Genomic DNA, 26548 nt, shown 5'->3' with positions numbered 1-26548 from the left:
GCGCCGATGCAATCCGACAATCCCACCGCCGCGATCCTGGTCATCGGGGACGAGATCCTTTCCGGCCGCACCCGCGAAGGCAATGCCCATTACCTGTCGCAGGTGCTCAACAGCATCGGCATCGACCTGCGCGAGGTGCGCATCGTGGGCGACGACCACGACCAGATCGTGGCCGCGATCCGGGCGCTGGACAAGTCGCTGGGCGGGGCCTGGGACATGCTGTTCACCAGCGGCGGCATCGGCCCCACCCATGACGACATCACCGCCGATGCCGTCGCCGCCGCCTTCGGCACCGGCATCGAGATCAACGAGGACGCCAAGCGCGTGATGGTCGAGCGCTGGCAGGCGCGCGGGGTCGAGATCACCGAAAACCGCCTGCGGATGGCGCGCATCCCGCTGGGCGCGGCGCTAATTCCCAATGCACATTCGGCGGCGCCCGGCTTTCACATCGGCAATACCTATGTGATGGCCGGCGTCCCCGAGGTGTTCCGCGCCATGGTCGAGGCGATCGTCGACAACCTGCCCACGGGCCGCCCCTCGGTCAGCGAGGCGCTCGAGGTGTTGCGGCCCGAATCCGAGGTCGCGGACGGCCTGCGCGACATCGCCCGGCAGTTCCACGACCTGTCGCTGGGATCATACCCATTTCAGCGCGGACAGCGCTATGGCACGACGCTGGTCATCCGCGGGCTGGATGCGGCGCGCGTCACCGAGGCGATGACCGCCCTGCGCGAAAGGCTGGCGCTGTGATCGCCGACGCCGAGATCGCGCGCGCCTTTGAAACCACCTGGCCCGCGGCGGACCGCCGTCGCGTCGGGGGGTTCGAGGTCGGTCGCGGTCTGGGGGGCGGCGGCAGGGTCGGTTCGGCCCGCAGCCTGTCCGAGGACTGGGCCGAGGCCGACATTGCCGCGGTCGCCGCCGCCCAGCGCGCCTGGGGCGAGGCGCCGCTGTTTCGCGTGGCCAGCACCCAGGAACGGCTGCGCCGGGCGCTGGCGGATCAGGGCTATGCGCCACGGGTGCCCACACTGGTGATGGCGGCCGATTGCGCGGCCCTGGCGCAACGGCCGCTGCCGCCGATGTCCGCCTTTGCCATCTGGCCACCCCTGGCGATGCAGCGCGACATCTGGTCCGACGGCAATATCGGCCCCGCCCGCCAGCAGGTGATGGCGCGGGTCGCAGTGCCGCGCACCGCCCTGCTGGGGCGGGTCAACGATCGCGCCGCCGGCGCCGCCTTTGTCGCCGCGGACGGCCCCGTGGCCATGATCCACGCCATCGAGGTGGTGCCCGCCCAGCGTCGCCAGGGCGTCGCCGGCTGGCTGCTGACGCGCGCGGCCCTGTGGGCACTGTCGCAAGGCGCCAGCCGGCTGGCGTTGGCGGTAGCGCGCCGCAACGAAGCGGCGCAGGCACTATACCAGGGCTTGGGGTTCCGGCTGCTGGGCGAATACGATTACTGGTCGCCCCGGCCGGCCGACGGCTGATCGCCCGCAAGCCGGCGGAATTCGCGCTTCAGCAGGTCCAGCTCGGCCCGCATCAGTGCAATCTCGGCGCGCAGGTCATGGTCCAACGCCGTGCCGGCCAGCAGCGTCATCTGCGCCAGCGTCCGCAACGCCGGCCTGCCGCCGGGCTTGGCCGAGGCAATCTCCTCGACCAGCAGAAAGGTCTGCATGCCGTCGCCCAGGCGATCCGCCGGCAGAGGAACGGCAATCTGCCAGAGATCCTGCCCGGCGGGGTTCACCGACACCTCGGCCAGGGTGGCCTGCTGATGGGTCAGCAGCAACCGCCCCGGCGGCTGCGACCGCCGCAGGATGCCGCGCCAGACGCCCGCAGCCAGGCCATGACATTCGAAATCGTCCATCGTCCTTCGCCTCAGACCCCTGCCCGCAGATGCCGCGACAGCAAAATTTCTTCCAGAACAATGCCGTTCATGCGCGGCGCCTCGAAGATCAGATCCAGCCAGGCCTTTTCCAGCCGCCGCTCGTTGATCCCGGTATAGGCCAGATCGAACTCGGTCACCTGCGTGCTGTGACGCCCGGCCGGGAAATCGGCCAGTTTCAGCGTCATCTCATCCACATTCGGCCCGTTGCCGATGTTCAGCCGGGCATAGACACGGATCGGCGCCTCGGCCTGGCCGGCGGTTTCCAGCCGCACGACATGGCTTCGTCCCAGCCCCTGCAACATCCCTTGCGGCAGGTCCAGTGCCAGCGACAGATAGCTGCCGGAAAATCCGAACACCTCCAGCCGCAGCGCAAAGGGCGTCAGGCCCGTGCGCTCGGTGGCGGGCACCTGTTCCAGAACCAGCCCCCGCGCCGGACAATCGTGCCACAGCGCCGTGCCCGGGCACAGCCGCGCGCCGCTGTCGGGCGCGGCGAGCCCCCTTGGCAGCAGCGGGGTGGTCAGACATTCGGGACGCCAGTGCCAGTCGCTGCCTGCCGGCAGCGGCGGCAATGCCAGCCCGCTGCGTGCCTGCATGGCACGTCTGTCGGTCCGGGCCAGAAACCGGTCCAGCACCGCGCGCAGCCCCTGCGCTTCGTCCCGCAGGGCACGCCGTCGGCCGGCACCCAGCGCCTCGACCTCGGATGCGCGCGTCTGCCAACGCGCCAGCGCGCGCGCGTTCAGTCGCCGTTCCAGCCAGCGCGGCGGCCCGCTGCGCATCAGCCCGCCGTGGCGCGGAACCCGCCCGCGCCCCCCGCCGCGGCACAACCCCAAGACCTTGATCCGACCATGCCGCACCCCCAGAACTTGCAGCCGACTGATATGCCGCGCCCGACCGGCGGGCAAGGCCATGCGCCACGCATCATCTCAGGTCGCCGCCCCCTGCCCTGCGGCAATCGCCGCCTCGATCCGCGCGGCCATGACCAGGTCGTTCAGGGTCACGCCCTGCGCCGAATGGGTGCTGAGGCTGACGCGCAGATACCCCCAGCCCAGGCCGATGTCGGGATGGTGGTTGCCGGTTTCGGCCACCCAGGCCACCAGATTGGCCAGTTGCACGGCCTGGGCGAAATTGCGCAGCCGCCATTCGCGCGCGATCGCCGGCCCGTCCGGGTCCAGCTGCCACTGCGGCAGATCGGCCAGCGCCGCCGCGACCTGTTCCAGCGTCAGTGCCGGCGCGCCCTGCACGATGTCGCCTTGTGCCAATGTCATGCCATCCCCCCTTTGGTCGATGCATCCTCACAGGATCGGCGCCGCCAGCGCCAGCAGATTGTTGCGCAGCCGCCGCCACAGCGACCAGCCGCGGATCTCGGCCAGTTCGACGGGGCGGGCGCGGCGGATATAGGTCTGCTGGCGCTGATCCAGCGCTTCGGTCAATTCCTCGCTGACCAGGAACATGTTCATTTCGTAGTTCAACTCGAAGCTGCGGCGGTCCATGTTGGCACTGCCCAGCATCGCCATCCGCCCGTCGGCGGTGATGATCTTGGAGTGCAGCAGCCCGCCCTGGAACAGCATCAGCTTTACCCCGGCCGAGACCAGCCCGTAATAGAACCCTTCGGATGTGGCCTGCACCACCAGCGAATCGTTGCGCTCGGGCAGGATCATGGTCACGTCCAGGCCGCGGCGGGCGGCGGTGCGGATGGCGCTGTCCAGCGAACTGTCGGGAACGTAATAGGGGGTGGTGATGACCAGCCGTTCGCGCGCGGCGTGAATCATCGTCGCCATGCAATCGGACAGCGACCCCTGGCGGTGGTCGGGGCCGGTGGCCACCACCTGCGCGATCTCGCCCGGCGCGGCGACCGGGCGCACCATGCGCAGCGTCTCGCCCAGATCCTCGCCGGTGTAGCTCATCCAGTCCTGCAGGAACACCGCCTGCATCTGGCGCACGATCGGCCCCTCGATGCGCAGCAGGATATCCACCCAGGGCGCAAAACGCGGCTTGATCGCAAAGGCCATGTCCGAACAGTTGCGACTGCCGGTAAAGCCGATGGCATCGTCGATCACGACGATCTTGCGGTGGTTGCGCAGGTCCATGCGGTGAAACAGCCCGCCGATGATCGGCAGCGACAGCGGCAGCGCCTGGATGCATTCGCAGCCCGCCTGCTGCATCATCCGCCAGCTGTCAGACCGGGCAAACGCGCGCGAGCCGAAGGCATCGATGACCACGCGCACCTTGACGCCGCGGGCAGCGGCGCGGGCTGCCGCATCTGCCACCTTGCGCCCCGAGGCGTCGTCCAGCCAGATATAGAACAGGATATGGATGTGATCGCCCGCAGCATCCATGGCCGCCACCAGGTGATCGATGGCGCTGTCATCCTCGGGCAGGAGTTCCGTCAGATTGCCGGCGACGGCGCCAAAGCCGGTGGTGGCGCGGTTGGCGGCGATGATCGGTGCGGCGAACTCTGGCGCGCGGCGCACGGCCTCGGGGCTGGGGCGCCACAGACCAGAAAGCCTTGACCGCACATTGGCCATGGTTTCGACCTCGGCGCCGCGCATGCGGATTTCGCCAAACAGGAAATAGGCCAGGATTCCGATCAGCGGCACCAGTTCGATGACCAGAATCCAGCTCAGCCGCACGGCCGGTTCCAGCCGGGGGCGCAAAAGCACCCGGATCGAGACCGCCAGCGCGACCGAATAATGCAGAAAAACGATCAACTGCGTCCACATGCCCGCCATCAAAGCCCGGGCCGTGCGGAATTGCAATTGCGCCCGCTATTGCCTATCTGAGCCCCTGAACGCAGCGAAGGGCCCGTCGATGAACTGGATCACCAATTATGTCCGTCCGCGCATCAACTCACTTTTCTCGCGCCGCGAAGTGCCCGAGAACCTGTGGACGAAATGCCCCGAATGCGGGACCATGCTGTTTCATCGCGAACTGGCCGAAAATCTGAATGTCTGCAGCAATTGCGACCACCATCTGGCGATATCGCCGCGCGCGCGGTTCGCGGCGCTGTTCGATGGCGGCATCTTCAATGAGGTGAAGGTGCCCGAACCTGTCGCAGACCCGTTGCAGTTCCGCGATCAGAAGAAATATCCCGAACGGCTGAAGGCCGCCCAGAAATCCACCGGCGAGAAAGAGGCCATGCTGGTCGCCGAGGGCGAGATCGGGCGCACCCCCATCGTGGCCGCCGCCCAGGATTTCAGTTTCATGGGCGGGTCCATGGGCATGTATGTCGGCAATGCGATCGTCGCAGCGGCCGAACGCGCGGTCAAGCTGAAGCGGCCGCTGGTGCTGTTTTCGGCCGCGGGCGGCGCCCGGATGCAGGAAGGCATCCTGTCGCTGATGCAGATGCCGCGCACCACCGTCGCCGTGCAGATGCTGAAGGAAGCCGGCCTGCCCTATGTCGTGGTGCTGACCCATCCGACCACCGGCGGCGTCACCGCCTCCTATGCGATGCTGGGCGATGTCCAGATCGCCGAGCCGAACGCGCTGATCTGTTTCGCCGGGCCGCGGGTGATCGAACAGACCATCCGCGAAAAGCTGCCCGAGGGTTTCCAGCGCGCCGAATACCTGCTGGAACACGGCATGCTGGATCGCGTCACCCACCGCAAGAAACTGCGCGAGGAACTGGTGTCGATCCTGCGGATGCTGGGCCGCCTGCCGGCGCCGGTGGCCGGCGATCTGCCCGCGCCGGGCAACATCGTCTCTGGCGCGGCCAGCGCCCCGGCCACTGTCGCCGACGGCCAGGCCTGAGCCCGGGGCCGCGCCGCATGACCGATTCCGATGCCATCCTGGCGCGGCTGATGCAGCTGCATCCCAAGGTGATCGACCTGTCACTGGACCGGATGCACCGCTTGCTGGCGGCGCTTGGCGATCCGCAAAAGGCCATTCCGCCGGTCATCCATATCGCCGGAACCAATGGCAAGGGTTCGACCCAGGCGATGATCCGCGCCGGGCTAGAATCGGCAGGCAAGCGCGTCCATGCCTATACCTCGCCGCATCTGGCGCATTTTCATGAACGCATCCGCCTGGCCGGCACGCTGATTTCCGAATCCGATCTTGCGGCAACGCTCGAGGAATGCGAGGTTGCGAACGCAGGCGCGCCGATCACCTTCTTTGAGATCACCACCGCCGCCGCATTCCTGGCATTCTCGCGGGTGCCGGCCGATTATACCCTGCTCGAGGTCGGGCTGGGCGGGCGGCTGGATGCCACCAATGTGGTCGATCAGCCGGCGCTGACGGTCATCACCCCGGTCAGCATCGACCACACCCAGTATCTGGGCGACACGCTGGCGCAGATCGCGGCGGAAAAGGCCGGCATCCTGAAACGCCGCGTGCCCTGCGTGGTCGCCCCCCAGGACGCCATCGCCCGCGAGGTGATCGAACACAAGGCCGAACGGCTGTCCGTGCCGCTGTTCATCGGCCGGCAGGATTGGGACAGCCGCCGCGAAGGCGACAGCCTGATCTATCAGGACGATCACGGGCTGATGGACCTGCCCTTGCCGATCCTGCCCGGTCCGCATCAGATCGTGAACGCCGGCACCGCCATCGCCGCGCTGCGCCAGCTGGGCTTTGGCCGGATCGAGGCGCGCGCGGCGCTGGCCGAGGCCGAATGGCCCGCGCGGATGCAGCGCCTGCAACACGGCCCGCTGGTCGATGCGGCCGGCGCCTGCGAATTGTGGCTGGACGGCGGCCACAACCCCGCCGGGGGCGAGGCCGTGGCCCAGACCCTGGCCCAGATGCCGCGCAAGCCCACGCATCTGGTGTGCGGGATGCTCAACACCAAGGATGTGCTGGGCTACATGCGCCCGCTGGCGTCACAGGCGGCCAGCCTGACCGCCGTCGCCATCCCGGGCGAGCCGAACACCCTGCCGGCCGAGGATACGGCGGCCGCCGCGGCCCAGGCTGGCATGGCCACCACCATCGCCAGCGACACGCTGAGCGCCGTGCGCGGCATCGCCCAGGATCATCCGGGCGCGCGCATCCTGATCTGCGGCTCGCTCTATCTGGCGGGTCAGGTGCTGCGCCAGAACGGCTAGGCGTCGCGGCGGCCCCAGTCGGCGTCGCGCATCTCGTGCAGGCGGCTCGCGGTGCGCTCGAATTCAAAGGCGCCCTCGCCCTCGGCGTAAAGCCGTTCGGGTTCGTCTGCGGCGCTGGCCACCAGCCGCACCCGCGCCTCGTAAAGCGCGTCGATCAGGGTCACGAAGCGCTTGGCCTCGTTGTAATTCGACTGGCTCAGCCGCGGGATCGCATCGATGAACAGCACGTCCAGCGCCTGTGCCAGCGCCAGATAATCGGCCGGACCCAGGGGCTTGCCGCACAGATCCCAGAAGCTTGCGCGCGCGGCGCGCCCGGCATGGCGCGCGATCTCGACCTGGCGCCCCTTGACTTCAAGCCGCAGCGGCGTCTCGGAGCCGCCTGCGGTCGCAGCCTGCCACAGCGCATCCATACGCGCCCGCGCCTCGGCATCGGCGGGCACGAACCAGACCGGCCCGCCCTCGTCCCGGTTCTGGCGGTGATCGGTCGGACCGTCCAGCTCGACCACATCCAGCCGCTCGCGGATCAGCGCGATGAAGGGCAGGAACAGGTCGCGGTTCAACCCGTTCTTGTAAAGATCCTCGGGCACGCGGTTCGAGGTGGTGACCACCGTCACCCCCTGCTCGAACAGAACCTGGAACAGCCGGCCCACGATCATCGCATCGGCGATGTCGGTGATCTGCATTTCATCGAAACACAACAGCCGCGCCTGGCGCGCCACCTCCAGCGCCACGGGACGCACCGCGTCCTGTTGTCCGGACTTGCGCACCTCGTTCAGCGCGGCCTGGATTTCCTGCATGAATTCGTGGAAATGCACCCGGCGCTTGGCGTCGATCGGCGCGGCCTGCATCAGCAGGTCCATCAGCATCGACTTGCCGCGCCCGACCCCGCCCCACAGATAGAGCCCGCGCACCGTTGGCCCGGCCTGCGCCGCCGGGGCCGCCTGCCCGATCAGCCGCGCCAGCCAGCCGTTGCCGCGCCCGCCCGCGGTCACGGCCGGGGCCGGCGCATGCGCCAGATCCTGCGCGATCCGGTCCAGAGCCGGCAGCACCGCCTTTTGCGCCGCATCGGGTTCCAGATCGCCCGCAGCCACCCGGGCCTGATACAGCTGCGACACCGTTGCCATTCCCGCCCCCTGCCAAACTTTGCCCGCCCCCGCAAGGGGCAATGGTCGCGACGGGTGGCGGGCTTGCGTCCCGGCAAAGGCTGGCCCACCATGACCCCGACCCGAAGCCGAGCCATCGATGCAGGACCAGTTCGAATCCCTTCTTGCCGCCAGCCGCGCCGATCCGATGCCGCTGTGGTCGGTGCGCGCCGACCGGCTGCGGCGGCTGCGCCGGATGCTGCACCAACATCGCGGCGAATTTGCCCGCGCCATCGACCAGGATTTCGGCCAGCGCCCGCGCGCCGAAACCGACCTGGCCGAGATTTATCCGGCGCTGGCCGCCATCGGCCACGCCCTGCGCCACGGCCGGGGCTGGATGCGGCGGCGACCGGCTCGCAGCGGGCTGTGGTTCTGGCCGGCGCGCGCCCATCTGCAACCGCGGCCGCTGGGGCTGGTTGGCATTGTCGTGCCCTGGAACTATCCGCTGTTCCTGGCGGTGGCACCGCTGGTCGATGCGCTGGCGGCGGGCAATCGCGCCATGATCAAGCCGTCGGAACAGGCGCCGGCCTTTGCCCAGGCGCTGGCCCAGGCGGTGGCGCAGCACTTCGACCCGCAAGAGCTGCATGTCGTCACCGGCGGGCCGGATGTGGCGGCCGCGTTCTGCGCCCTGCCCTTTGACCACCTGTTCTTTACCGGCTCGACTGCGGTCGGGCGCAAGGTGATGCAGGCGGCGGCCGAGAACCTGACGCCGGTCACGCTGGAACTGGGCGGCAAGTCGCCGGCGCTGATCGCCCCCGACGCCGATCTGGCGCGCGCGGTGGACCGGATCATGACCGGCAAGCTGTTGAACGCCGGGCAGACCTGCATCGCCCCCGATCACGTGTTGCTGCCGCGGGGCAGTGTCGGGCCGTTCATCGACCTGGCCCGCGACTGGGTGGCGCAGCACTATCCGCGTCTGGCCACCAATCCAGACTATTGCCGGATCATCAACATGGCGCAATTCGCCCGGCTGACGGCCTGGCTGGCCGAAGCCGAGGCCGCCGGCGCCCGGATGCATCCCCTGGCCGACTGTGGCCCCGACCCCTCGACCCGGCTGATGCCGCCGGTCATCGTGACCGAGCCGCAGGGTCCGCTGGCGCGCGAGGAGATCTTTGGCCCGATCCTGCCGCTCTGGCCCTATGACCGGCTGCGCGAGGCGGTGGACCATATCCTGTCGCGGCCGCGACCGCTTGCCTTCTATCCCTTTACCGACAACCCCGAGACGGTGACCGCCCTGACCACGACCGTGCTGGCCGGCGGCGTCACCGTGAATGACACGCTGCTGCATGTGGCGCAGAACGACCTGCCCTTTGGTGGCGTCGGCGCCAGCGGCATGGGGGCCTGTCACGGCAAGGCGGGGTTCGATCGCATGTCGCATCTGATGCCGGTGCTGCGGCAGGGGCGCTGGAACGCGGCCGGGCTGATGGCGCCGCCATATGGCACGCGCTTTCACCTGCTGATCCGCGCCATGCAGCGGCTGGGCCGTTAGCCGCCCGGGCGCGGGCAGGCGGTGCTGCGGGCCACGAACATGCGGTAATGCGGCCCGGGCGTGCCCGCCGCGACATCCGGCACCGCCCCGGCGCCGGTGGTCCAGATCAGGTCGAAGGCCAGGCTGTCATCGGCGATCACCGGCAGAAAGCTGGCCTTGTAGCAGCCGTGGCGGGGATCGTCGATCACGGGCTGGGGGCTGAACCGCCACTGCGTCGGGCTGTCGATGCGGCACCAGAACAGGTTGGTGCGCTGCATCGAATGGATCAGCCCCAGCAACTGGTCTCCGGCATAGCGCACCTCGAGATGATGCGGAATGAAGCCCGCCGGCCGCGGGATGCGGTCGGGCGCGGACCACGGCCCGGTCAGGCGCGGCGCCACCCGATGCCGGAAGTCGGGCTTGCAGACCGACCACAGATGCCATTCGCACCGCACCGGATCAAAGGTCAGCGACGGCGACATCAGGCTGTCGTGATCGGCGCTCGCCTCGATCATCCGGCAGGGCGGCGACCAGTCATAGCCGTCGCGGCTTTGGCGGAACCACAGGCTGTTCTGCACCCGCGACGGTGCCGAATCGCTGCCGTCCAGGCGAATGGTCTGACGCCAGGCCGCGATCAGCGTGGCGCTGCGCGGATCATGCGACAGGAAAATGTCCGAATTGTGGCCGTTCTGCGGCTCGGGCAAGGCACCGACCTGGGCCAGAGGCTGCGGCATCCCCGACAGCAAGGTGAACTGCGCCAGATCGTTCGACCCGTAAAGCAGCGGGTTTTCATGGCGTTCGCGCCGATCGGGGTAGCCGGTGATGCCCAGGATATAGCGATAGCCGCGAAAGCCGTGATAGAATTCCAGGACCGTCGGATGGATGACATTGCCATCCTGACCCTCCCAGGGGGTGGGCAGGGGGACATGCCGGTCAGGCTGGAGCACACGATGCGCCCCCAGCCAGTCGCCGCCCAGCGGCACCGCCTGCGGATAGGCGGTCAGCGGCGGGGGACATCCCGGCAGGCCACAGGACAGGATCAGCTCGTTCACCTCGGGGTCGCGCCAGCGCAGGGGGCCCCGGCGCAGATGACCGGCGCCGGCGAAAGGCTGGCGTCCGCTGCCCCCGCCATCCTTGCGCGCCAGATCGACCAGTTGCGAAAGTTGCCGGCTGTCAAGGCGACGCCGCCACCAGTTGCCCTGCCCGTCCAGCTTCACATCGGCGCGTTCCTGCAGGTCCGAGGGCGCCGCGCCGCGGGTCCAGAACTGCAAGCCCCCGCCGATCTGGCTGGTCAACAACCCCGTCCCCGGCCGCGGTAATACACCCGAGGGCGAACCCTGCGTCAGCGCCCAGGTCTTGCCGCCAGGTTCTGCGGGCTCGGTTTCGTCAGGGCCAAGGGTTCCGGCGATCACCCGCCAATGCCCGCCTTGTCCGCTGCGGCGCCGCAGAAGATAGGATTGCCCCGCCCGCAGCGCGCCCGTGGGCAAGGCCCCGCCATCAGCCCCGCGGATGGGCAAGGCAGGGCCGCTGCCGATCACCAGATTGGGCTCGGCCGGACCGGGCACGGGCAGGATCAGCTCGACCTTGGCGCGGGGCGACAATTCATCGGTGATCCCGGCCAGCCGGGCCGTCGGCGGCAATTCAGTCACGACACGCGCCTGATCCACCGCCGTCACCCGCAGCGAGATGATGCCGGCGTCCCGCAAGGCCGCCCCCCCGTCCAGACGATGCAAAACGCCCCAGCGGGGCGGATCGGCAAACAGTGGATCGTCCGAGTCGAGGTCCGGCAACCTCAGCGTCAGGACACCGCTTTCGACCGTGATCACATAGCCCGGTCCCGCCATCAGCGCCGCTTGCCCCAGCCGCAGCGCCTGCCCCCGCCCCAGAAACGGCAGACCCGGAGGCCGTCGCGGATCAGGGTTCCGGGCACTGTCGTTCATGGCATCTGGCTTCGCGGACTGGACGGCATGTCTGCGGATGGGACCGCACCCCCACTATGCACAAGCTCGGGCCATCGCGCCATGTCCGGATGCGCTGACCGTGTTGCCAGAATTGTTTTCGGGAAAATGGTAGCGGAGGAGGGATTTGAACCCCCGACACAAGGATTATGATTCCTCTGCTCTAACCAGCTGAGCTACTCCGCCACGGGTGGGTGGGATTTACGGCGCCGGGCCGGGGCCGTCAAGGGCCAGAAAGCGCTTTCGGCAAAGTTTTTGCGCGGGCGCTTCCAGCCCGGGCAAATATCGGAAAACTCACACGGAAATCCCGTGCCGTCCGGCCAGATCGGTAAAGAATTGCCAGGCAACGCGACCCGAACGCGCGCCGCGCGTCGCCTGCCATTCGATCGCCTCGGCCCGCAACTGATCCGGGGCGATGGTCAGGCCATAGGCGTCGCAATAGCCCCGCACCATGGCCAGGTATTCATCCTGCGAACAGGGATGAAAGCCCAGCCACAGACCGAATCGATCCGACAGCGACACCTTTTCCTCGACCGCTTCGCCCGGGTGAATCGCGGTCGAACGTTCGTTGTCGATCATGTCGCGCGGCATCAGATGCCGGCGGTTCGAGGTCGCATACAGGATCACGTTCGCGGGCCGCCCCGATAGCCCGCCATCCAGCACCGCCTTGAGCGACTTGTATTGCGTATCGTCATGGCTGAAGGACAGGTCGTCCGAAAACAGCACGAAGCGGCGGTCGCTGGCTTGGCCCAGAATCGCCAACAGCCGCCCGACCGAGCCCAGATCCTCTCGCGCGATTTCGACCAGGACCAGCGGCAGGCCCTGACGCAGCGCTTCGGCATGAACGGCCTTGACCAGCGACGATTTGCCCATGCCGCGGGCGCCCCATAGCAGCGCATTGTTGGCCGCATGGCCGCGCGCGAATTGCAAGGTGTTGGCCAGAAGGATATCGCGCGCGCGGTCGATGCCGATCAGTTGCACCAGATCGACGCGGCTGACGGTGGGGACGGGCAGCAAGCGGTCAGGATCGGGCTGCCAGACATAGGCGCTGGCCTCGGCAAAGCTGGGCTGGGGCGCAGGCGGCGGCGACAGCCGTTCGAGTGCCTCGGCAATGCGCAGCAAGGCGGCATCAGACATTGGCTTGCTCCTCCAGGGCGCGACGGCGTTCGATGCGACGCACCAACTGGATCGACACCTCGTAAAGCCCGTAGATCACCGTGAACAGGACCACCTGGCTGATGACATCGGGCGGCGTGACCACGGCGGCCAGCACCAGGATCACGACGATGGCGTAACGGCGCACGCTTGCCAGCCCTTCCGAGGATACCAGCCCGGCCTTGCCCATCAGCGTCAGCGCGACAGGCAGCTGAAAGGAAATGCCGAAGGCCAGGATGAATTTCGTCGTCAGCGCCAGATATTCGCTGACCGAGCCCTGGAACACGATTCCCGCCAGCGGCGATTCCGGCGCGGCCGCCGCCGCCGGATCATCGGGCAAGGCCATCGGCCCCTGCTGAAAGCTCAGGAAAAAGTCATAGGCCATCGGCAGGATGACGTAATAGGCAAAGGCCGCACCGATCAGGAACATCACCGGAGAGGCGATCAGGAACGGCAAAAAGGCAGCCTTTTCACTGCGGTAAAGCCCCGGGGCCACGAAGCGCCACAGCTGATAGGCAATCACGGGAAACGCCAGGATGAAACCGCCCAGGAAGGAAATCTGGATCGCGACGAAAAAGCCCTCCTGCAGCTTCAGCAGGATCAGGCCGCATTCCTGGCCGCGCATCTCCAGCGCGTGACAGATCGGTCGCGTCAGGAAATTGTAGATCGGATTCCACACCAGATAGGCCAGCACCATGGCGATGACAAAGGCAAGCGCAGACCAGATCAGGCGCGTGCGCAGTTCCGCCAGATGCTCGATCAGCGGCGCAGAGGTGTCATCGATATCGTCTTCGGGGCGCTTGGCAGGTTTGGCGGACACTCAGCTGTCTTTCATGTCTGAACGGCGCACGGCATGCAGCCGGCGTCGACCGGGAGAGGCTGCCGTCTCGGTCTGGGCAGGCGTCGCAGGCCGCGCATCGGGCGACGCCCCCGATACCGGAGCCGCAGGATCGGGCTGCGCGCGTTCGTGCCGCGCCGGCAGACCGGGTTCCCATTTCTCGAAACGGTCCGCGGCGCGCTCCAGCGCATCGAGCCCCAGCGATTTCTTCGATGTCAGCGACTTGACGTCGCGCAGGGCATTACCGGCCTCATCCAGGCCGGCAGTCTTGGCCGCATCCTCCATGGCGGTGGAAAATTCGCGCGCCATGGCGCGGGCGCGGGCTGTGATCCGACCCAGCGAATGAAAGAGATGCGGCAGATCCCTGGGGCCGATCACGATCAGCGCCACCACGCCGATCAGCAGCAGCTCGCTCCAACCGATATCCAGCATGGGCCGGTCCTGCCGCGATCAGGGGCGGTCGGCGTCGCGCGGGGTCACGTCGCGCAGGCGGGCATCGGCTTCGCTGCGGGCGCGGGCGGCGTCATCGACGGGATCCTGGGCGATCGGCTTTCTGGCCTCGTCAGCGGCACGGTCGTATTCCTCGGCGCCATCCTTCACCCCCTTCTTGAAGGCGGTGATGCCCTTGCCCACCTCGCCCATCAGCGACGACACCTTGCCGCGCCCGAAAAGGACCAGCACCACCACCGCGATGAGCAGCAGGCCTGGAAGGCCGATATTGTTCAGCATTTCGTTCACTCCCTTGCCGGACCGGCCGGCGTTGATGCGCCATATCTAGGTCTTTGGCGCCGCCATTGCAAAGCCGAAAGCCACGCCTCACGCGGTTGCGAGCATGTCTTTCCTTGGCGCGCGATCCGGGCAATATTCGCCGCCATGGACAGCACACAGATCATCAGCGCCTTTGTCACGCTTTTCGTCGTCATCGATCCCATCGGCCTGGCGCCGCTGTTCATCGCCCTGACGCGCGAGATGGAGCCGGCGCATCGTCGCCGCATCGGCTGGCGGGCGCTGGCCATTGCCGCGGTGTTGCTGACCCTGTTCGGCCTGGCGGGCGAATCGATCCTGAAGGGCATCGGCATCTCGCTGCCCGCCTTTCGCATCGCCGGCGGCATCCTGCTGTTCCTGACGGCGCTGGACATGCTGTTCGAGCGCCGCACCGAGCGGCGCGAGGGCCAGGCCCGCGACGACGACCACGATCCGTCGGTGTTTCCGCTGGCCACGCCGCTGCTGGCGGGCCCGGGGGCGCTGGCGACGATGATCCTGCTTGTCGGCCAGAACGAATCACCCGCCCACACGCTGATGATCCATCTTGTGATGTTGGTGGTGCTGGGCATCTGTGCGGCGCTGTTCGCGATCGCCGGGCCGCTGGCGCAGCTGCTGGGCAAGACCGGCACCATGGTTGTCACCCGGCTGTTCGGCATGCTGCTGGCGGCGCTGTCGATCCAGTTCGTCATCGACGGGCTGGACGGCTCGGGGTTGCTGTGATCGGCGACGATCTGGCGCGGCTGGCCTATCTGGGCCTGCTGCTGGTGGCGGTTGCGGGGTTCGTGCTGGTCGAATTCCGCGGCCGCCCCGGCCAGGCCCTGCGCCAGGCGGCGGCTTGGGCGATGATCTTTCTGGGGCTGATGGCGCTGGCCGGGCTGCGCCACGACATCTGGGACGCGATCCGGCCCCAGCCGCGGTTCCTGCCCGGCGACCGCATCGAACTGCCCATGGGGTCGGACGGGCACTTCCACCTGTCGGCCACTGTCAACGGCGCCGACATCCGTTTCGTCGTCGATACCGGCGCCAGCAGCATCGCGCTGAGCCAGACCGATGCGCGCCGCGCCGGGCTTGATCCCGACCGGCTGAGCTATACCGGCCAGGCGCGCACGGCCAACGGCCTGGTCGAAACCGCCCCGGTGGTGCTTGAGCGTGTCGAGCTGGGGCAGATCAGCGACAGCCGGGTGCCGGCGGTGGTGCTGCGCGGCGATCTGGAACAATCCTTGCTGGGCATGTCCTATCTGTCGCGCTTCGCCCGCGTCAGCATCGAGGGCCGGCGCATGATCCTGGAACGCTAGGCCGGGCGGCGGCCGCTACTGCTTGCGCTGCCATCGGCCGTCGGCCTCGGACCAGTATTCGGCGGCCGCGCCCTGCGCGCGCAGATCCCGCCATTGCGCGCGGGCCTGCTCCAGCGCCTGCGGATCATTGCCATCAAAAACGATACAGACCCGATCCAGCGCCGCCACCTCGGCCGCCTCGACCTGGGCGCCGTCAACGGCGATCAGGCAGCGCGGGGCATTGGCAGCCGGCTGGCCCTGCAGGGTCAGCAGCACCGGCTGGCGGGCGTCATCATCCCCCCCCGCCACGCCGTGCGGCAGGAAACCTTCGGCCAGCCACAGCGCCTCGTCCAGGGCCTGCTGGCGGGCGGGGTCGCGGCCGCGCAGCTCGACCGGCCAGCCGGCCTGCAAGCTCTTGCCGATCAGCATCGGCAAGAGCTGCCCCGGACCCGAGCGGGTCAGGTGATAGAACAGCGCCGCGCCCATCAGCCCCGGGTCTCGAACCGGTCGCGGATCAGCCGGTTCAGCGTCATCACCCCCCAGCCGCTGGCCCCCTTGGGGGCAAGGGCGGTTTCGCCCGGCGGCAACGTCACCCCGGCGATGTCCAGATGCAGCCAGGGCGTGTCCTTGCGCACGAAGCGCTGCAGGAACTGCGCCGCGGTGATTGCCCCCGCCGGCCGGCCGCCGGTGTTCTTGACATCGGCCAGACGCGAATCGATCAGCTTGTCATAGGCCGGGGCCAGCGGCAGGCGCCATGCGCCCTCGCCTTCGGCCCTGGCGGCGGCCAGCAGCTGCGTGGCCAGTTCCTCATCATTGGAAAACACGCCGGCATGTTCGTGGCCCAGGGCTATGATGACGGCCCCGGTCAGTGTCGCCAGGTCGATGACCGCCGCCGGCTGGAAACGCTCCTGCGCATACCACAGCACATCGGCCAGAACCAGGCGGCCTTCGGCATCGGTGTTGATGACCTCGATCGTGTCGCCCTTCATCGAGCGCACGATGTCGCCGGGACGCTGGGCGCGGCCGTCGGGCATGTTCTCGACCAGACCCACCAGCCCCACGACATTGGCCCGCGCCCGGCGCAGCGCCAGCACGCGCATCACCCCGGCAACCACGGCGGCGCCGCCCATGTCCATCGTCATCTCCTCCATCCCGGCGGCGGGCTTGATCGAGATGCCGCCGGTGTCAAAGACCACGCCCTTGCCGACCAGGGCCAGCGGTGCCTGGTCGCCGGCACCGTTCCAGCGCATCACCACCACCTTCGAGGGGCTTTCCGAGCCCTGCCCGACCCCCAGCAGCGCGCGCATCCCCAGCCCGGACAGCGCGTCCTCGTCCAGCACCTCGACCTCCAGGCCCAGTTCGCGCATCGCCAGCAGCCGATCGGCGAAATCGGTGGTGGTCAGCACATTGGCCGGTTCGTTGACCAGATCGCGGGTAAAGAACACGCCCTCGGCCACGGCGGCCCCCAGAGTGGCGGCGCGGGCCAGCGCCTCGGGATCCTTGTGCATCACCGTTACCCGCCCGCGCGGAGCGCCCGACACGGGGTTGTCAGCCTGATCGGCGGCCATGTCGGGTGCCGGCGCGGCGGCATCGTCCAGCCGGGCGTTTTCCGCCAGACCGCTGCGGGCGGTGGCGGCGGCGGGTTGATCGGGCGCCTCTGCCGCCGCGTCCGCGTCGGATTTCCGGGTCTTGTAGGCGGAAAAATCATAGGCGCGCAGCGCCAGCCCCAGCGCCAGTTCGGCCGCCTGCGCATGGTCGCCCGCCAGCACCAGCGTATCGGCCACCCCCAGACGGGCGCCGATGCTGGCGCCGGCCGCGCGCGCCTGGGCGACATCGGCGCGGCGCGGCAGGTTCACCAGCTGCAAGGCCTCGGCCCGCAGGCCGGCAGGAAAGGCCAGTTCCAACGCCTTGCCGGGCTTGATCTCTTGCCAGGCGCGCGATTTCAGCGCCCGCGCCAGAACCTCGCGCGTGGGGCGCGGCAGGCCCGCCGGCAGCCTGCCGTTTTCCGACACCACGATGGCGATGCGTCCGGCCCGTTCGGCCAGCCCCGAAAGATCCGTTGCCGTGAAAGAGATTTCGACCGGGTGCGTCATGATCCGCCTTTCGCAATGAAGCCAATGGGCGGAAACTAGTCCCGACGACGGCCCTTGACCAGAGCCGGGGCTTTTCCAATGCCCAACCAGCCGCTAATCAGGCAGGGACCGTGTCCGGAACAAGTTCATGCCCCGCATCGACCGCTACCTGCTGACGCAATACCTGACGCTGTTCGGGTTCTTTGCGCTGGTGCTGGTGTCGGTCTATTGGATCAACCGCGCGGTTTCCTTGTTCGAGCAGCTGATTTCGGACGGGCAGACGGCGCTGGTGGTGCTGGAATTCACCGCGCTGACGCTGCCGCTGGTGATTTCGGTGGTGCTGCCGATCGCGGCCTTTGCCGCCAGCGCCTATGGCACCAACCGGCTGTCGTCGGAATCGGAACTGGTGGCGATGCAGGGCGCGGGCATGTCGCCCTGGCGGCTGGCGCGGCCGGTGCTGGTCTTTGGCGTGCTGGTGGGGGTGATGGTGGCGCTGCTGGTGCATGCCATCGTGCCGATGGCGCGCGGCCGGCTGGCCGACCGCCAGGCCGAGATCGCCGAAAACGTTACCGCCCAGTTCCTGCGCGCCGGCGCCTTTCAGTATCCGGTGGCCGGGGTGACGCTGTATCTGCGCGACATCGCCGCCGATGGCCGGCTGGTCGACCTGTTCCTTGAGGACGCCCGCGATCCCGACAACCAGACCACCTATACCGCGACCGAGGCGCTGATCGTGCGCACCGATGCCGGGCCGCGACTGGTGATGATGCGCGGCATGATCCAGAACCTGCGCCGCGCCGACGGCCGCCAAAGCCTTTCGGTCACGCGCTTTGCCGAACTGGCTTATGATCTGGGCGGCCTGATCGACACCCGAGGCCAGAGGCTGCGCGATCTGCGGGCCTATCCGACCGGGCGGCTTCTGAACCCCGATGCCGAGCTGCTGTCGGCCACGGGTGCCACCCGCGACAAGGCCCTGGCCGAGGCGCATGAGCGTCTGGCGCGGCCGTTTCAGGCCCCCGTGGCGGCTCTGCTGGGTTTTGCCATGCTGCTTCTGGGCAATTTCAGCCGCTTCGGGGTGTGGCGGCAGGTGATCTGGGCGGTTCTGGCGCTGATCCTGGTGCAGTTCCTGGCCACTGCGGCAGAAAACCAGGTCGCGCGCGATGCCACGCGCTGGCCGCTGATCTGGGTTTCGCCGCTGGTGGGGGCGGGCATCTGCACGATGGTCCTGTGGTTGGCGGCCCGACCCCGACGGCTGCGCCCGGCCAGGGCGCCAAGCGGTGGCGAGGGGGCGGCATGATCCTGTCGGCCTATGTCGCGCGCCGCTTCCTGCGCATGCTGCTGATGATTGCGGCCATCTTTGGCGCCATCCTGTTCCTGATCGACATGGTCGAACAGATCCGCCGGTTTTCGGATGCGGATATCGGCCTGTCCGGCGCGGCGGTGCTGTCCTTGCTGAACATCACCGCGAGTTTCTATTCGATCCTGCCGCTGATTACGGTGCTGGCAGGGATTGCGCTGTTCCTGAGCCTGTCGCGCAGTTCGGAAATGGTGGCGATCCGGGCATCGGGGCGATCGGGGATCCGGGTTCTGGCCGCGCCGGCGGTGGCGGCGGCGCTGGCCGGAATGCTGGCGGTGGCGGTGCTGAACCCGATGGTTGCCGCGACCTCGAAACGCTATGACGCTGCGGTGGCGCGCATCGGCAGTGGCGGCGGCCAGACCGTCAGCGTCGGCGAGAATGCGGTCTGGCTGCGCCAGGCCCTGCCCACACGCGACGCCAATGGCGCCGCGACCCAGGGCCAGGTGGTGATCCGCGCCGGCCGCACCAGCCCCGATGCCACCACGCTTTACGATGCCACCTTCATGGTGTTTGCCCCCGACGCCGGCCCGACCCGCCGCATCGACGCCGCCCAGGCGCAATTGACCGACGGCGCCTGGCTGCTGACCGACACCAAGGAATGGCCGCTGACCCAGCCCAACCCCGAGGCCGTGGCCCGCACCGCACCGCGGCTGGAGCTGCCCACCGACCTGACGGCAGCGCGCATCCGCGACAGCTTTGGCCGCCCCGAGGCGGTTCCGATCTGGCAACTGCCCGATTTCATCCGCGGGCTCGAACGCGCAGGCTTTTCCGCCCGCCGGCACAAAGTCTGGTTCCAGATGGAAATGGCACGGCCCTTGCTGATGGCGGCCATGGTGGCCATTGCCGCGGTGTTCACCATGCGCCATATGCGCGGGCGCAAGATGGGCTTGCTGGTGCTGGCCGGATTCGGCAGCGGCATCGGCCTGTTCTTCCTGCGCAACCTGGCGCAGGTGCTGGGGGACAATGGCGCAATCGCACCGGCCCTGGCCGGATGGGCGCCCCCGATCGTGGCGCTGCTGTTTGCCCTGGGGGCCTTGCTTCGGCTGGAGGATGGTTGATGACGCCAGGACGATCACGATGGACGCTGAGCGCAGTGGCGCTGGGGCTGGGACTGGCACCGGTGACGATGACGGCGCAAAGCTTGGGCCCCGCGGGCCAGACCCTGCCCGATTACGCGGCGATGTCCCAACTGAACGGCGGGCCGGCGCTGGCCCCGACCGAACCCGATGGCATCAACCGCTATGCCGACGGGACCGAGACACCGCAGACATCGCTGATGACCCAGGCCGCCGGCAACATCGCCATTCCGGCGCGGCCCGTCACGGGCATGGAGGCAGAGGCCGAACCGCAGACCGGCCCCGCCACGCTGCTTGCCGATCAGGTCACACTGGATCAGCAGGGGCGGCTGGTGGCCTCGGGCGGGGTGGTGATCTGGTATCGCGGCACCCGGCTGATCGCACAGCGCATCACCTATGACACCCGTCAGGGCGGCGCGGTGATCGAGGGGCCGATCCACCTGACCCAGCCCGCCCGCGCCGGCACGGGTGAAGAAACCGTGATCATCGCCGACCGAGCGCAGCTTGATCCCAACTTGCAGGACGGCATCCTGCAAGGCGCGCGGCTGGTGCTGGCGCGGGAAATGCAGATGGCGGCGCGGCAGATGCGGCGCAGCCAGGACGGGGCGGTGACGCACCTGGACAATGTGGTCGCCTCGAGCTGTCAGATCTGCGCCGAGGATCCGGTGCCGCTATGGGAAATCCGCGCCCGCGCGATCACCCACGATGCGCGCAGCCGGCAGCTCTATTTCGACCGGCCGCAGTTCCGCGCCCTGGGCCTGCCGATCGCGGCCCTGCCCTGGCTGACCGCGCCCGATCCGACGGTCGAGCGCATGACCGGCTTCCTGCAACCGCGCTTCCGCACCACCTCGGGCCTGGGGTTCGGCGTCAAGCTGCCCTATTTTATCACGCTGGGCGATCACGCCGACATCACCCTGACCCCCTATGTCGCGGCCAGCCGCACCCGCACGCTGGAACTGCGCTATCGTCAGGCATTCCGCAACGGCGTGACCGAATGGAACGGCGCGATCAGCCGTGATGACATCGACCGCGACGGCACCCGCGGTTACCTGTTCGGGGCAGCGCGGTTCGAGCTGCCGCGCGGCTACAACCTGGGCATGCAGGTCCAGATGGCCAGCAGCCGCGCCTATCTGCTGGAATACGGCATTTCCGACGCCGACCGGCTGTGGAGCGGCCTGACCCTGGACCGGGTGCGCAGCGACCGCATGGTGCTGGCCCGCATCGGCAATTATGAATCGTTGCGCGAGGATGAGCCGGACGAATTCACCCCATCCGTCGTGGCCGACGCGCTGTGGAAGCGGCGCTGGCAGCCGGCGCGGCTGGGTGGCATCGCCAGCCTGGAATGGTCGCTGCACGCGCATCGCCGCTCGTCGACGCTGGACGGCATCGGCCGCGACATGGCGCGCGGATCCTTTGCCCTGGACTGGCAGCGCCGCGAAACGCTGCCCGGTGGGGTGGTCGGCAGCCTGCAGGCGCGCCTGGACACCGACATCTATCGCATCCGCCAGGACAGCGCCTATGAGGACTGGGTGGCGCGCACCGATCCGACGCTGGCAGCCGAACTGCGCTGGCCGCTGGCCCGCCATGACGGCGGCGTCACCCATCTGATCGAGCCGGTGGCACAGCTGGTCTGGTCGCCCAAGGGCCTGCGCGAGGATGACGTTCCCAACGAGGACAGCCGCCTGATCGAATTCGACGAAGGCAACCTGTTCGCGCTGGACCGTTTTCCGGGCTGGGACGCTCGCGAAACCGGCTGGCGCGCCAATCTGGGCGTGGGCTGGACGCGCATCGACCCTGCCGGCTGGTCGCTGGGCCTGACCGCGGGCCGGGTGTTCCGCGCCGAACCCGACCGCGCCTTTGACGGGGCCGCGCCTCTGGGCGGGAAACGCTCGGACTGGCTGCTGGCGGCGCATTATTCCGATACCAATGGCCTTGCCATTGCCAACCGCACCCTCTTCGACGACAGCTTTTCGGTCAGCCGCAACGAATTGCGCATGGGTTGGCTGAAGCCGGGGCTGCAACTGTCCGCCGGTTATCTCTGGCTTGATTCGCAGGCCGAGGAAAACCGCAGCAACGATGTATCCGAACTGACCGCCACCGCCGGCTGGCAGGTGGCGCAGGGATGGTGGGCCAGCACCGAAACCCGCTACGACTTCAGCGCCGACCGCGCGCAGAAGGCCAAGCTGGGCCTGCAATACCGCAACGAATGCCTGACCATCGACATGGCGGTGCAGCGCCGCTTTACCTCGTCGCAGGAGTTGCGGCCTGAAACCAGTTTCGACCTTGGCGTGCGGCTTGGCGGTTTTGGCCGGCAATCGGCGGCACCGGGAACGGTGGCGCGACGCGCCTGCCTGCGCTAAGGTCGCGGCAAAACCATGCGGCGAGGATGCTGATGCGGCAAATTCTGATGGGGGCGGCGATGGCCGCGATGCTGGCGGCGACCGGAATCGGTCCGGTGCTGGCGCAGGGCAATCCGTTCCAACCCGTGGTTTATGTCAACGATTCTGCCGTCACCCGCTATGAACTGGATCAACGCATCCGTTTCATGCAGCTGTTGCGCGCGCCGGAAACCGGCCAGGCCGCCGCCGAAAAGGCGCTGATCGAGGATCGTCTGCGGGTCTTTGCCGCCAAGCAGTTGGGCATCACGGCCACCGAGGAACAGATCGATGCGGGTTTGGCCGAATTCGCCGGTCGCGCCAATCTGGGGGTCGAGGAATTCGTGCGCGCCCTGGGTCAGGCAGGGGTCGAGCGTCAGGCATTTCGCGATTTCGTCACCGCCGGCGTGGTCTGGCGCGAAGTGGTGCGCCAACGCGTGCTGCCGACCGTCCGCGTGACGGATGCCGAGGTTGACCAGGAAATGCAGCGCCTGATCGAGGCCCCGCGCGTCACCCATGTCGCCCTGTCCGAACTGATCATCCCCGCCCCGCCGGGACAAGAGGCGCGGGCGATGCAGCTGGCAGAATCGCTGGTCGGCAGCGTCCGCTCAGAGGCGGATTTCGCCGCCGCAGCGCGCCGATATTCGGCCACGCCCTCGGCCGGGGGCGGCGGGCGCCTGCCCTGGATGCCCGTGGCCAATCTGCCGCCCTCGCTGCGGCCGGTGATCCTGGGGCTGAAACCGGGCCAGATCACCCAGCCGCTGAGCGTGCAAGGGGCAGTGGTGCTGTTCTTCCTGCGCGATACGCGCGGGACGCTGCGGCCCGGTGCGACCGATCAGGTGCTGGATTATGTGCGCTTTCGCATGGCCAGCGCCGATCAGGCGCGCCGCATCGCCGCCGTCGCCGACACCTGCGCCGACCTGTTCGTCCATGCCCGCGGATTGCCGCCCGAGCAGATCCAGCGCCAGACCTTGCCGCAAAGCCAGATCCCCACGGGCGAGGCGATCCGTCTGGCAGTTCTGGACGATAACGAAAGCACGGTGGTCAGCTATGGCGGCGCGGCCGAATTGCTGATGCTGTGCAAACGCTCGCCCGCGCAGGTCGGCGGGGAAATGCCCGTGGCCACCAGCGCCGAGCCTGGCCAGACCGAGCTGCCCCCCGACCCCGACGCGCTGCCCGATCGCGACACGCTGCGCGACAATATCTTCAACCGCAAGGTCAATCAGGCGGCCGAGAACTATCTGGCCGAATTGCGCGCGAATGCCGTCATTCGCCGGCCCTAGAACCAGCAATCCGGCGCCGGCAGCAATGCCCGCGCCTTTTGATCCGGCCGCCGCCCGCTGAGCCGGCACGGCCTCTGCCCCGCCTCTGGATCCGCACCGATGCCTGAACCCCGCCCCCTGATCCTGACCTGCGGCGAACCTGCCGGCATCGGCCCCGAACTGGCGCCCAAGGCGCTGGAAGCGGGGGTGCCATTCGTCTATCTGGGCGACCCGCGCCACCTGCCCGCAGGCACCCCCTGGCACGAGGTCGCCGCCCCCGACCAGCCGGCCCCAAGGGGCATTCTGGCGGTGCTGCGCCATGATTTCCCCGCGCCCGCCGTGCCCGGTCGGCCCGATCCGGCCAATGCCGCCGCCGTGGTCCAGGTCATCGCCCGGGCGGTCGATCTGGTGCAGGCCGGCGCGGCCGGAGGCATCTGCACCCTGCCCATCAACAAGCAGGCGCTGAAACAGGGCGCCGGTTTTGCCTTTCCCGGTCATACCGAATATCTGGCGCATCTGGCCGGCGGGATGCCGGTGGTGATGATGCTGGCCTCGACCACGGTCACGCCGCCCTGCCGGGTGGTGCCGGCGACCATCCACATCCCGCTGGCCGAGGTGCCGGCGGCGCTGACCCCGCAATTGCTGGAACAGGCGATCCGCATCACCGATGCCGCGCTGCGCCGCGATTTCGGACTGAAGCGCCCGCGGCTGGCCATTGCCGGGCTGAACCCCCATGCCGGCGAGAACGGCGTCATGGGCGACGAGGAAACTCGCTGGATGGCGCCGCTGCTGGCGCGACTGCGCGCCGAGGGCATGGAGCTTGCCGGTCCCCTGCCCGCCGACACGCTGTTCCACGCCGCCGCCCGCGCCCGTTATGACGCCGCGATCTGCGCCTATCACGATCAGGCGCTGATCCCGATCAAGACGCTGGATTTCGCCGGCGGGGTCAATGTCACGCTTGGGCTGCCCTTCGTGCGCACCTCGCCCGATCACGGCACCGCCTTCGACATCGCCGGCCGCGGCATCGCCGACGCCGCCAGCGTCATCGCCGCCCTGCGGCTGGGCTGGGACATGGCGGGGCGGCGGGCATGAGCGCGCTGGACGGGCTGCCGCCGCTGCGCGAGGTGATCGCGCGCCACGACCTGCGGGCCAGGAAGCAGTTGGGCCAGAACTTCCTGCTGGACCTGAACCTGACCGCCAAGATCGCCCGCGCCGCCGGCGACCTGACCGCTTGCGACGTGCTTGAGGTTGGTCCCGGTCCCGGCGGGCTGACCCGCGGCCTGCTGGCCGAAGGCGCCCGTCATGTGCTGGCCATCGAAAAGGACGAACGCGCCTTGCCCGCCCTGGCCGAAATCGCCGCCGCCTATCCGGGGCGTTTGCAGGTGATCCTGGGCGACGCGCTGGAAATCGACCCGCTGGCGCATCTGACGCCGCCGATCCGCATCTGCGCCAACCTGCCCTATAACGTCGGGACCGAGCTGCTGGTCCGCTGGCTGACGCCCCCCGCCTGGCCGCCATTCTGGCAGTCGCTGACCCTGATGTTCCAGAAGGAAGTGGCCGAACGGATCACCGCCCGTCCTGGCAGCAAGGCCTATGGACGGCTGGCGGTGCTGGCGCAATGGCGCTCGGACGCGCGGATCGTGATGACGCTGCCGCCCGAGGCTTTCGTGCCCGCGCCCAAGATCCATTCCGCCGTCGTCCACCTGACCGCATTGCCGCAGCCGCGTTACCCGGCCGATCCGGCGGTGCTGAACCGGGTGGTGGCGGCCGGGTTCAATCAGCGCCGCAAGATGCTGCGCGCCGCGCTGAAGGGATTGCACCCGGCGATCGAGGACATCCTGACCGCCGCCGGCATCGCGCCCACCGCCCGGGCCGAGGAACTGGACCTTGAGCAGTTTTGCGCGCTGGCGCGGGGCCTGGCCGCCGCGCCGCGCTAAGGCAGGGGATCAATCGCCCGAAGCCTGCTCGGCCTCGGACTTCCGGGGGACGTCCGGCTTCTTGCGCGGGGCGCGCGGGGCACGGCCAGCCGCAGCAGGCGCACGGCGACGCCGCGGTGCAGCCGCCTCGGCTGGTTCGGCCGCTTCGGCCACCAAAACAAAGCCTTCATCCTCGGCACCATCAGCCGCGGTCTCTGGGGTCTCGACCGGGCCGTGATCGTTATCGCCGCCGATCACCGGGGGCAGCGCCGCCTCGGCCGCGGCTGGCTGGGGTTCGGCAGGCATGGGCTGGCTGTCGGCCACCGGAGCCTCGGCCCGGGATGCGCGGTCATCGCGACGGTCATCCCGGCGATCATCCCGGCGATCATCGCGGCGCTGTTCGCGGCGCTCATCACGGGGCTCGCCGCGATCCTGGCGATCCTGGCGCTGCATGTGCTGCTGGCCATTTTCCGGTGCCTGGCCATTATCGTCGCGCGCATCGTCGTCGCGCAGCATCTGGGACTGGTTCTGGCGTTCGGCCTGTTCGCGCTGCGCCTCGCCCAGCATGCGGGTGTAATGTTCGGCGTGCTGTAGAAAGCTTTGTTCGGCCACGCGATCATTTGACAGCTGCGCGTCGCGCGCCAGCGTCAGGTATTTTTCGATGATCTGCTGGGGCGTGCCCCGCACCTTGCCCTCGGGGCCCGAGGAATCAAAGACGCGGTTGACGATATTGCCCAGCGAACGCTGGCGGTTCGACTTGTTGCGCGAACGGGATTTGGATGATCTCATCAGCTTGTTATCGGTTTTTCCCGGCCATTGCCGGATCTGGTTGGGGTCATTTCCAAGGCGGGGCGCCAGCAGCAGGAAGGAAGGTCGTTCCGGTTTCCCGCGTTACCAGTGAAAAGCTGGAATATCGAATATCGCTGACCCGTGCGTGGGCTGTTCGCCCCCGTCACAACAGCGAATAAACATGCCGTAGCGGCGCAT

Annotated in this window: 25 protein-coding genes, 1 tRNA gene and 1 pseudogene; 13 read left to right on the top strand and 14 right to left on the bottom strand. The window is 68.4% G+C overall.

Annotated elements, in window-relative coordinates:
• Nucleotides 1–6: 6 nt before the first annotated feature.
• Together GB880_RS07400 and GB880_RS07395 are read left to right on the top strand one after the other, a co-directional pair.
• Entirely contained in the window at nt 7–747 is a 741-nt protein-coding gene (locus GB880_RS07400) for a competence/damage-inducible protein A (RefSeq protein WP_154494319.1), read from the top strand.
• Nucleotides 744–1475, top strand: a complete 732-nt coding sequence (locus GB880_RS07395; protein WP_263467015.1) for a GNAT family N-acetyltransferase — start codon at nt 744–746, stop codon at nt 1473–1475. Before GB880_RS07400 ends, GB880_RS07395 begins: the two co-directional genes overlap by 4 nt.
• On the opposite strand, the gene GB880_RS07390 is transcribed toward GB880_RS07395, so the two are convergent.
• From GB880_RS07390 to cls, 4 genes are read right to left on the bottom strand one after another with little or no spacing between them, the layout of a single operon-like run.
• A complete protein-coding gene (locus GB880_RS07390; protein ID WP_154494639.1) occupies nt 1445–1852 on the bottom strand; it encodes a hypothetical protein in 408 nt (135 codons plus the stop codon). The two genes, GB880_RS07395 and GB880_RS07390, sit on opposite strands and share 31 nt — an antisense overlap.
• Before the next feature lie 11 nt (nt 1853–1863).
• Nucleotides 1864–2781 carry a DUF6478 family protein gene (locus GB880_RS07385; protein WP_263467014.1) on the bottom strand — a complete coding sequence of 306 codons (918 nt, stop codon included), beginning with the start codon at nt 2779–2781 and terminating at the stop codon, nt 1864–1866.
• Between the two features lie 15 nt (nt 2782–2796).
• A complete protein-coding gene (locus GB880_RS07380) occupies nt 2797–3138 on the bottom strand; it encodes a 4a-hydroxytetrahydrobiopterin dehydratase (RefSeq protein WP_154494531.1) in 342 nt (113 codons plus the stop codon).
• Between the two features lie 27 nt (nt 3139–3165).
• Complete coding sequence (gene cls, locus GB880_RS07375) at nt 3166–4581, bottom strand: cardiolipin synthase (protein ID WP_229774495.1); 1416 nt, start codon at nt 4579–4581, stop codon at nt 3166–3168.
• A gap of 100 nt (nt 4582–4681) precedes the next feature.
• On the opposite strand from cls, the gene accD reads away from it, so the two are divergent.
• Both accD and GB880_RS07365 read left to right on the top strand, forming a co-directional pair.
• Complete coding sequence (accD, locus tag GB880_RS07370) at nt 4682–5620, top strand: acetyl-CoA carboxylase, carboxyltransferase subunit beta (RefSeq protein ID WP_154494529.1); 939 nt, start codon at nt 4682–4684, stop codon at nt 5618–5620.
• Between the two features lie 17 nt (nt 5621–5637).
• A complete protein-coding gene (locus GB880_RS07365) occupies nt 5638–6906 on the top strand; it encodes a bifunctional folylpolyglutamate synthase/dihydrofolate synthase (protein WP_154550740.1) in 1269 nt (422 codons plus the stop codon).
• Here the strand turns inward: GB880_RS07365 and zapE are convergent.
• A complete protein-coding gene (gene zapE, locus GB880_RS07360; RefSeq protein ID WP_263467012.1) occupies nt 6903–8030 on the bottom strand; it encodes a cell division protein ZapE in 1128 nt (375 codons plus the stop codon). The genes GB880_RS07365 and zapE overlap by 4 nt on opposite strands.
• 118 nt (nt 8031–8148) lie before the next feature.
• Between zapE and GB880_RS07355 the strand changes: the two genes are divergently transcribed.
• Complete coding sequence (locus tag GB880_RS07355) at nt 8149–9537, top strand: coniferyl aldehyde dehydrogenase (RefSeq protein WP_154494244.1); 1389 nt, start codon at nt 8149–8151, stop codon at nt 9535–9537.
• Here GB880_RS07355 and GB880_RS07350 read toward each other — a convergent pair.
• The 6 genes and pseudogenes from GB880_RS07350 to GB880_RS07325 all read right to left on the bottom strand — a co-directional run.
• The gene (locus GB880_RS07350; protein ID WP_154494245.1) at nt 9534–11456 is read right to left on the bottom strand and encodes a hypothetical protein; all 1923 of its coding nucleotides are present in this window, start codon (nt 11454–11456) and stop codon (nt 9534–9536) included. The two genes, GB880_RS07355 and GB880_RS07350, sit on opposite strands and share 4 nt — an antisense overlap.
• Nucleotides 11457–11583: 127 nt before the next feature.
• Nucleotides 11584–11660 (bottom strand) — tRNA-Met (locus tag GB880_RS07345).
• A 108-nt stretch (nt 11661–11768) separates the two neighbouring features.
• Nucleotides 11769–12611 (bottom strand): ATP-binding protein, encoded by an 843-nt coding sequence (locus GB880_RS07340; RefSeq protein WP_154494246.1) that lies wholly within the window; start codon nt 12609–12611, stop codon nt 11769–11771.
• On the bottom strand, nt 12604–13449 hold the full coding sequence (gene tatC, locus GB880_RS07335) for a twin-arginine translocase subunit TatC (RefSeq protein ID WP_263467011.1): 846 nt from the start codon (nt 13447–13449) through the stop codon (nt 12604–12606). Before tatC ends, GB880_RS07340 begins: the two co-directional genes overlap by 8 nt.
• On the bottom strand, nt 13450–13899 hold the full coding sequence (gene tatB, locus GB880_RS07330) for a Sec-independent protein translocase protein TatB (protein ID WP_154494247.1): 450 nt from the start codon (nt 13897–13899) through the stop codon (nt 13450–13452).
• A gap of 102 nt (nt 13900–14001) precedes the next feature.
• Nucleotides 14002–14196: pseudogene (locus GB880_RS07325) on the bottom strand (twin-arginine translocase TatA/TatE family subunit); the annotation flags it as partial.
• A 144-nt stretch (nt 14197–14340) separates the two neighbouring features.
• Between GB880_RS07325 and GB880_RS07320 the strand changes: the two are divergent.
• Together GB880_RS07320 and GB880_RS07315 are read left to right on the top strand one after the other, a co-directional pair.
• Nucleotides 14341–14952 (top strand): MarC family protein, encoded by a 612-nt coding sequence (locus tag GB880_RS07320; protein ID WP_154550698.1) that lies wholly within the window; start codon nt 14341–14343, stop codon nt 14950–14952.
• A complete protein-coding gene (locus GB880_RS07315; RefSeq protein WP_263467008.1) occupies nt 14949–15527 on the top strand; it encodes a retropepsin-like aspartic protease family protein in 579 nt (192 codons plus the stop codon). Before GB880_RS07320 ends, GB880_RS07315 begins: the two co-directional genes overlap by 4 nt.
• A 15-nt stretch (nt 15528–15542) precedes the next feature.
• Here the strand turns inward: GB880_RS07315 and GB880_RS07310 are convergent, their stop codons facing one another.
• Both GB880_RS07310 and GB880_RS07305 read right to left on the bottom strand, forming a co-directional pair.
• A complete protein-coding gene (locus tag GB880_RS07310) occupies nt 15543–15992 on the bottom strand; it encodes a DNA polymerase III subunit chi (RefSeq protein ID WP_154494249.1) in 450 nt (149 codons plus the stop codon).
• Nucleotides 15992–17599: a leucyl aminopeptidase gene (locus GB880_RS07305; protein ID WP_263467007.1), complete on the bottom strand. Its 1608-nt coding sequence runs from the start codon at nt 17597–17599 to the stop codon at nt 15992–15994. The genes GB880_RS07310 and GB880_RS07305 overlap by 1 nt, the downstream gene beginning before the upstream one ends.
• 127 nt (nt 17600–17726) lie before the next feature.
• Between GB880_RS07305 and lptF the strand changes: the two genes are divergently transcribed.
• The 6 genes from lptF to rsmA all read left to right on the top strand — a co-directional run bounded on the left by lptF (nt 17727) and on the right by rsmA (nt 25582).
• Complete coding sequence (gene lptF, locus GB880_RS07300; protein WP_154492099.1) at nt 17727–18872, top strand: LPS export ABC transporter permease LptF; 1146 nt, start codon at nt 17727–17729, stop codon at nt 18870–18872.
• Nucleotides 18869–19990 (top strand): LPS export ABC transporter permease LptG, encoded by a 1122-nt coding sequence (gene lptG / locus GB880_RS07295; protein ID WP_154492102.1) that lies wholly within the window; start codon nt 18869–18871, stop codon nt 19988–19990. Before lptF ends, lptG begins: the two co-directional genes overlap by 4 nt.
• A complete protein-coding gene (locus GB880_RS07290) occupies nt 19990–22368 on the top strand; it encodes an LPS-assembly protein LptD (protein WP_154492105.1) in 2379 nt (792 codons plus the stop codon). The genes lptG and GB880_RS07290 overlap by 1 nt, the downstream gene beginning before the upstream one ends.
• Nucleotides 22369–22400: 32 nt before the next feature.
• Nucleotides 22401–23666: a peptidylprolyl isomerase gene (locus GB880_RS07285; RefSeq protein ID WP_229774318.1), complete on the top strand. Its 1266-nt coding sequence runs from the start codon at nt 22401–22403 to the stop codon at nt 23664–23666.
• A 99-nt stretch (nt 23667–23765) separates the two neighbouring features.
• On the top strand, nt 23766–24737 hold the full coding sequence (gene pdxA, locus GB880_RS07280) for a 4-hydroxythreonine-4-phosphate dehydrogenase PdxA (RefSeq protein WP_154550545.1): 972 nt from the start codon (nt 23766–23768) through the stop codon (nt 24735–24737).
• Complete coding sequence (gene rsmA / locus GB880_RS07275) at nt 24734–25582, top strand: 16S rRNA (adenine(1518)-N(6)/adenine(1519)-N(6))-dimethyltransferase RsmA (RefSeq protein WP_154550547.1); 849 nt, start codon at nt 24734–24736, stop codon at nt 25580–25582. The genes pdxA and rsmA overlap by 4 nt, the downstream gene beginning before the upstream one ends.
• A 9-nt stretch (nt 25583–25591) precedes the next feature.
• Here the strand turns inward: rsmA and GB880_RS07270 are convergent, their stop codons facing one another.
• Complete coding sequence (locus GB880_RS07270) at nt 25592–26350, bottom strand: DUF4167 domain-containing protein (protein ID WP_154492114.1); 759 nt, start codon at nt 26348–26350, stop codon at nt 25592–25594.
• Between the last annotated feature and the right edge of the window lie 198 nt (nt 26351–26548).

It is taken from the genome of Paracoccus sp. SMMA_5_TC (assembly GCF_009696685.2).
GTDB lineage: Bacteria > Pseudomonadota > Alphaproteobacteria > Rhodobacterales > Rhodobacteraceae > Paracoccus.
The sequence above is the reverse complement of the archived record's forward strand: the minus strand, read 5'-3'. Positions and strand labels throughout refer to the sequence as shown.

What these genes read in the sequence shown, in the direction of transcription:
- GB880_RS07400 (WP_154494319.1), top strand. Translation starts at nt 7, where the DNA reads ATGCAATCCGACAATCCCACCGCCGCGATCCTGGTCATCGGGGACGAG.
- GB880_RS07390 (WP_154494639.1), bottom strand. Translation starts at nt 1,852, where the DNA reads ATGGACGATTTCGAATGTCATGGCCTGGCTGCGGGCGTCTGGCGCGGC.
- GB880_RS07385 (WP_263467014.1), bottom strand. Translation starts at nt 2,781, where the DNA reads ATGGCCTTGCCCGCCGGTCGGGCGCGGCATATCAGTCGGCTGCAAGTT.
- GB880_RS07380 (WP_154494531.1), bottom strand. Translation starts at nt 3,138, where the DNA reads ATGACATTGGCACAAGGCGACATCGTGCAGGGCGCGCCGGCACTGACG.
- accD (WP_154494529.1), top strand. Translation starts at nt 4,682, where the DNA reads ATGAACTGGATCACCAATTATGTCCGTCCGCGCATCAACTCACTTTTC.
- GB880_RS07365 (WP_154550740.1), top strand. Translation starts at nt 5,638, where the DNA reads ATGACCGATTCCGATGCCATCCTGGCGCGGCTGATGCAGCTGCATCCC.
- zapE (WP_263467012.1), bottom strand. Translation starts at nt 8,030, where the DNA reads ATGGCAACGGTGTCGCAGCTGTATCAGGCCCGGGTGGCTGCGGGCGAT.
- GB880_RS07355 (WP_154494244.1), top strand. Translation starts at nt 8,149, where the DNA reads ATGCAGGACCAGTTCGAATCCCTTCTTGCCGCCAGCCGCGCCGATCCG.
- GB880_RS07350 (WP_154494245.1), bottom strand. Translation starts at nt 11,456, where the DNA reads ATGAACGACAGTGCCCGGAACCCTGATCCGCGACGGCCTCCGGGTCTG.
- GB880_RS07340 (WP_154494246.1), bottom strand. Translation starts at nt 12,611, where the DNA reads ATGTCTGATGCCGCCTTGCTGCGCATTGCCGAGGCACTCGAACGGCTG.
- tatB (WP_154494247.1), bottom strand. Translation starts at nt 13,899, where the DNA reads ATGCTGGATATCGGTTGGAGCGAGCTGCTGCTGATCGGCGTGGTGGCG.
- GB880_RS07320 (WP_154550698.1), top strand. Translation starts at nt 14,341, where the DNA reads ATGGACAGCACACAGATCATCAGCGCCTTTGTCACGCTTTTCGTCGTC.
- GB880_RS07310 (WP_154494249.1), bottom strand. Translation starts at nt 15,992, where the DNA reads ATGGGCGCGGCGCTGTTCTATCACCTGACCCGCTCGGGTCCGGGGCAG.
- GB880_RS07305 (WP_263467007.1), bottom strand. Translation starts at nt 17,599, where the DNA reads ATGACGCACCCGGTCGAAATCTCTTTCACGGCAACGGATCTTTCGGGG.
- lptF (WP_154492099.1), top strand. Translation starts at nt 17,727, where the DNA reads ATGCCCCGCATCGACCGCTACCTGCTGACGCAATACCTGACGCTGTTC.
- lptG (WP_154492102.1), top strand. Translation starts at nt 18,869, where the DNA reads ATGATCCTGTCGGCCTATGTCGCGCGCCGCTTCCTGCGCATGCTGCTG.
- GB880_RS07290 (WP_154492105.1), top strand. Translation starts at nt 19,990, where the DNA reads ATGACGCCAGGACGATCACGATGGACGCTGAGCGCAGTGGCGCTGGGG.
- GB880_RS07285 (WP_229774318.1), top strand. Translation starts at nt 22,401, where the DNA reads ATGCGGCAAATTCTGATGGGGGCGGCGATGGCCGCGATGCTGGCGGCG.
- pdxA (WP_154550545.1), top strand. Translation starts at nt 23,766, where the DNA reads ATGCCTGAACCCCGCCCCCTGATCCTGACCTGCGGCGAACCTGCCGGC.
- rsmA (WP_154550547.1), top strand. Translation starts at nt 24,734, where the DNA reads ATGAGCGCGCTGGACGGGCTGCCGCCGCTGCGCGAGGTGATCGCGCGC.
- GB880_RS07270 (WP_154492114.1), bottom strand. Translation starts at nt 26,350, where the DNA reads ATGAGATCATCCAAATCCCGTTCGCGCAACAAGTCGAACCGCCAGCGT.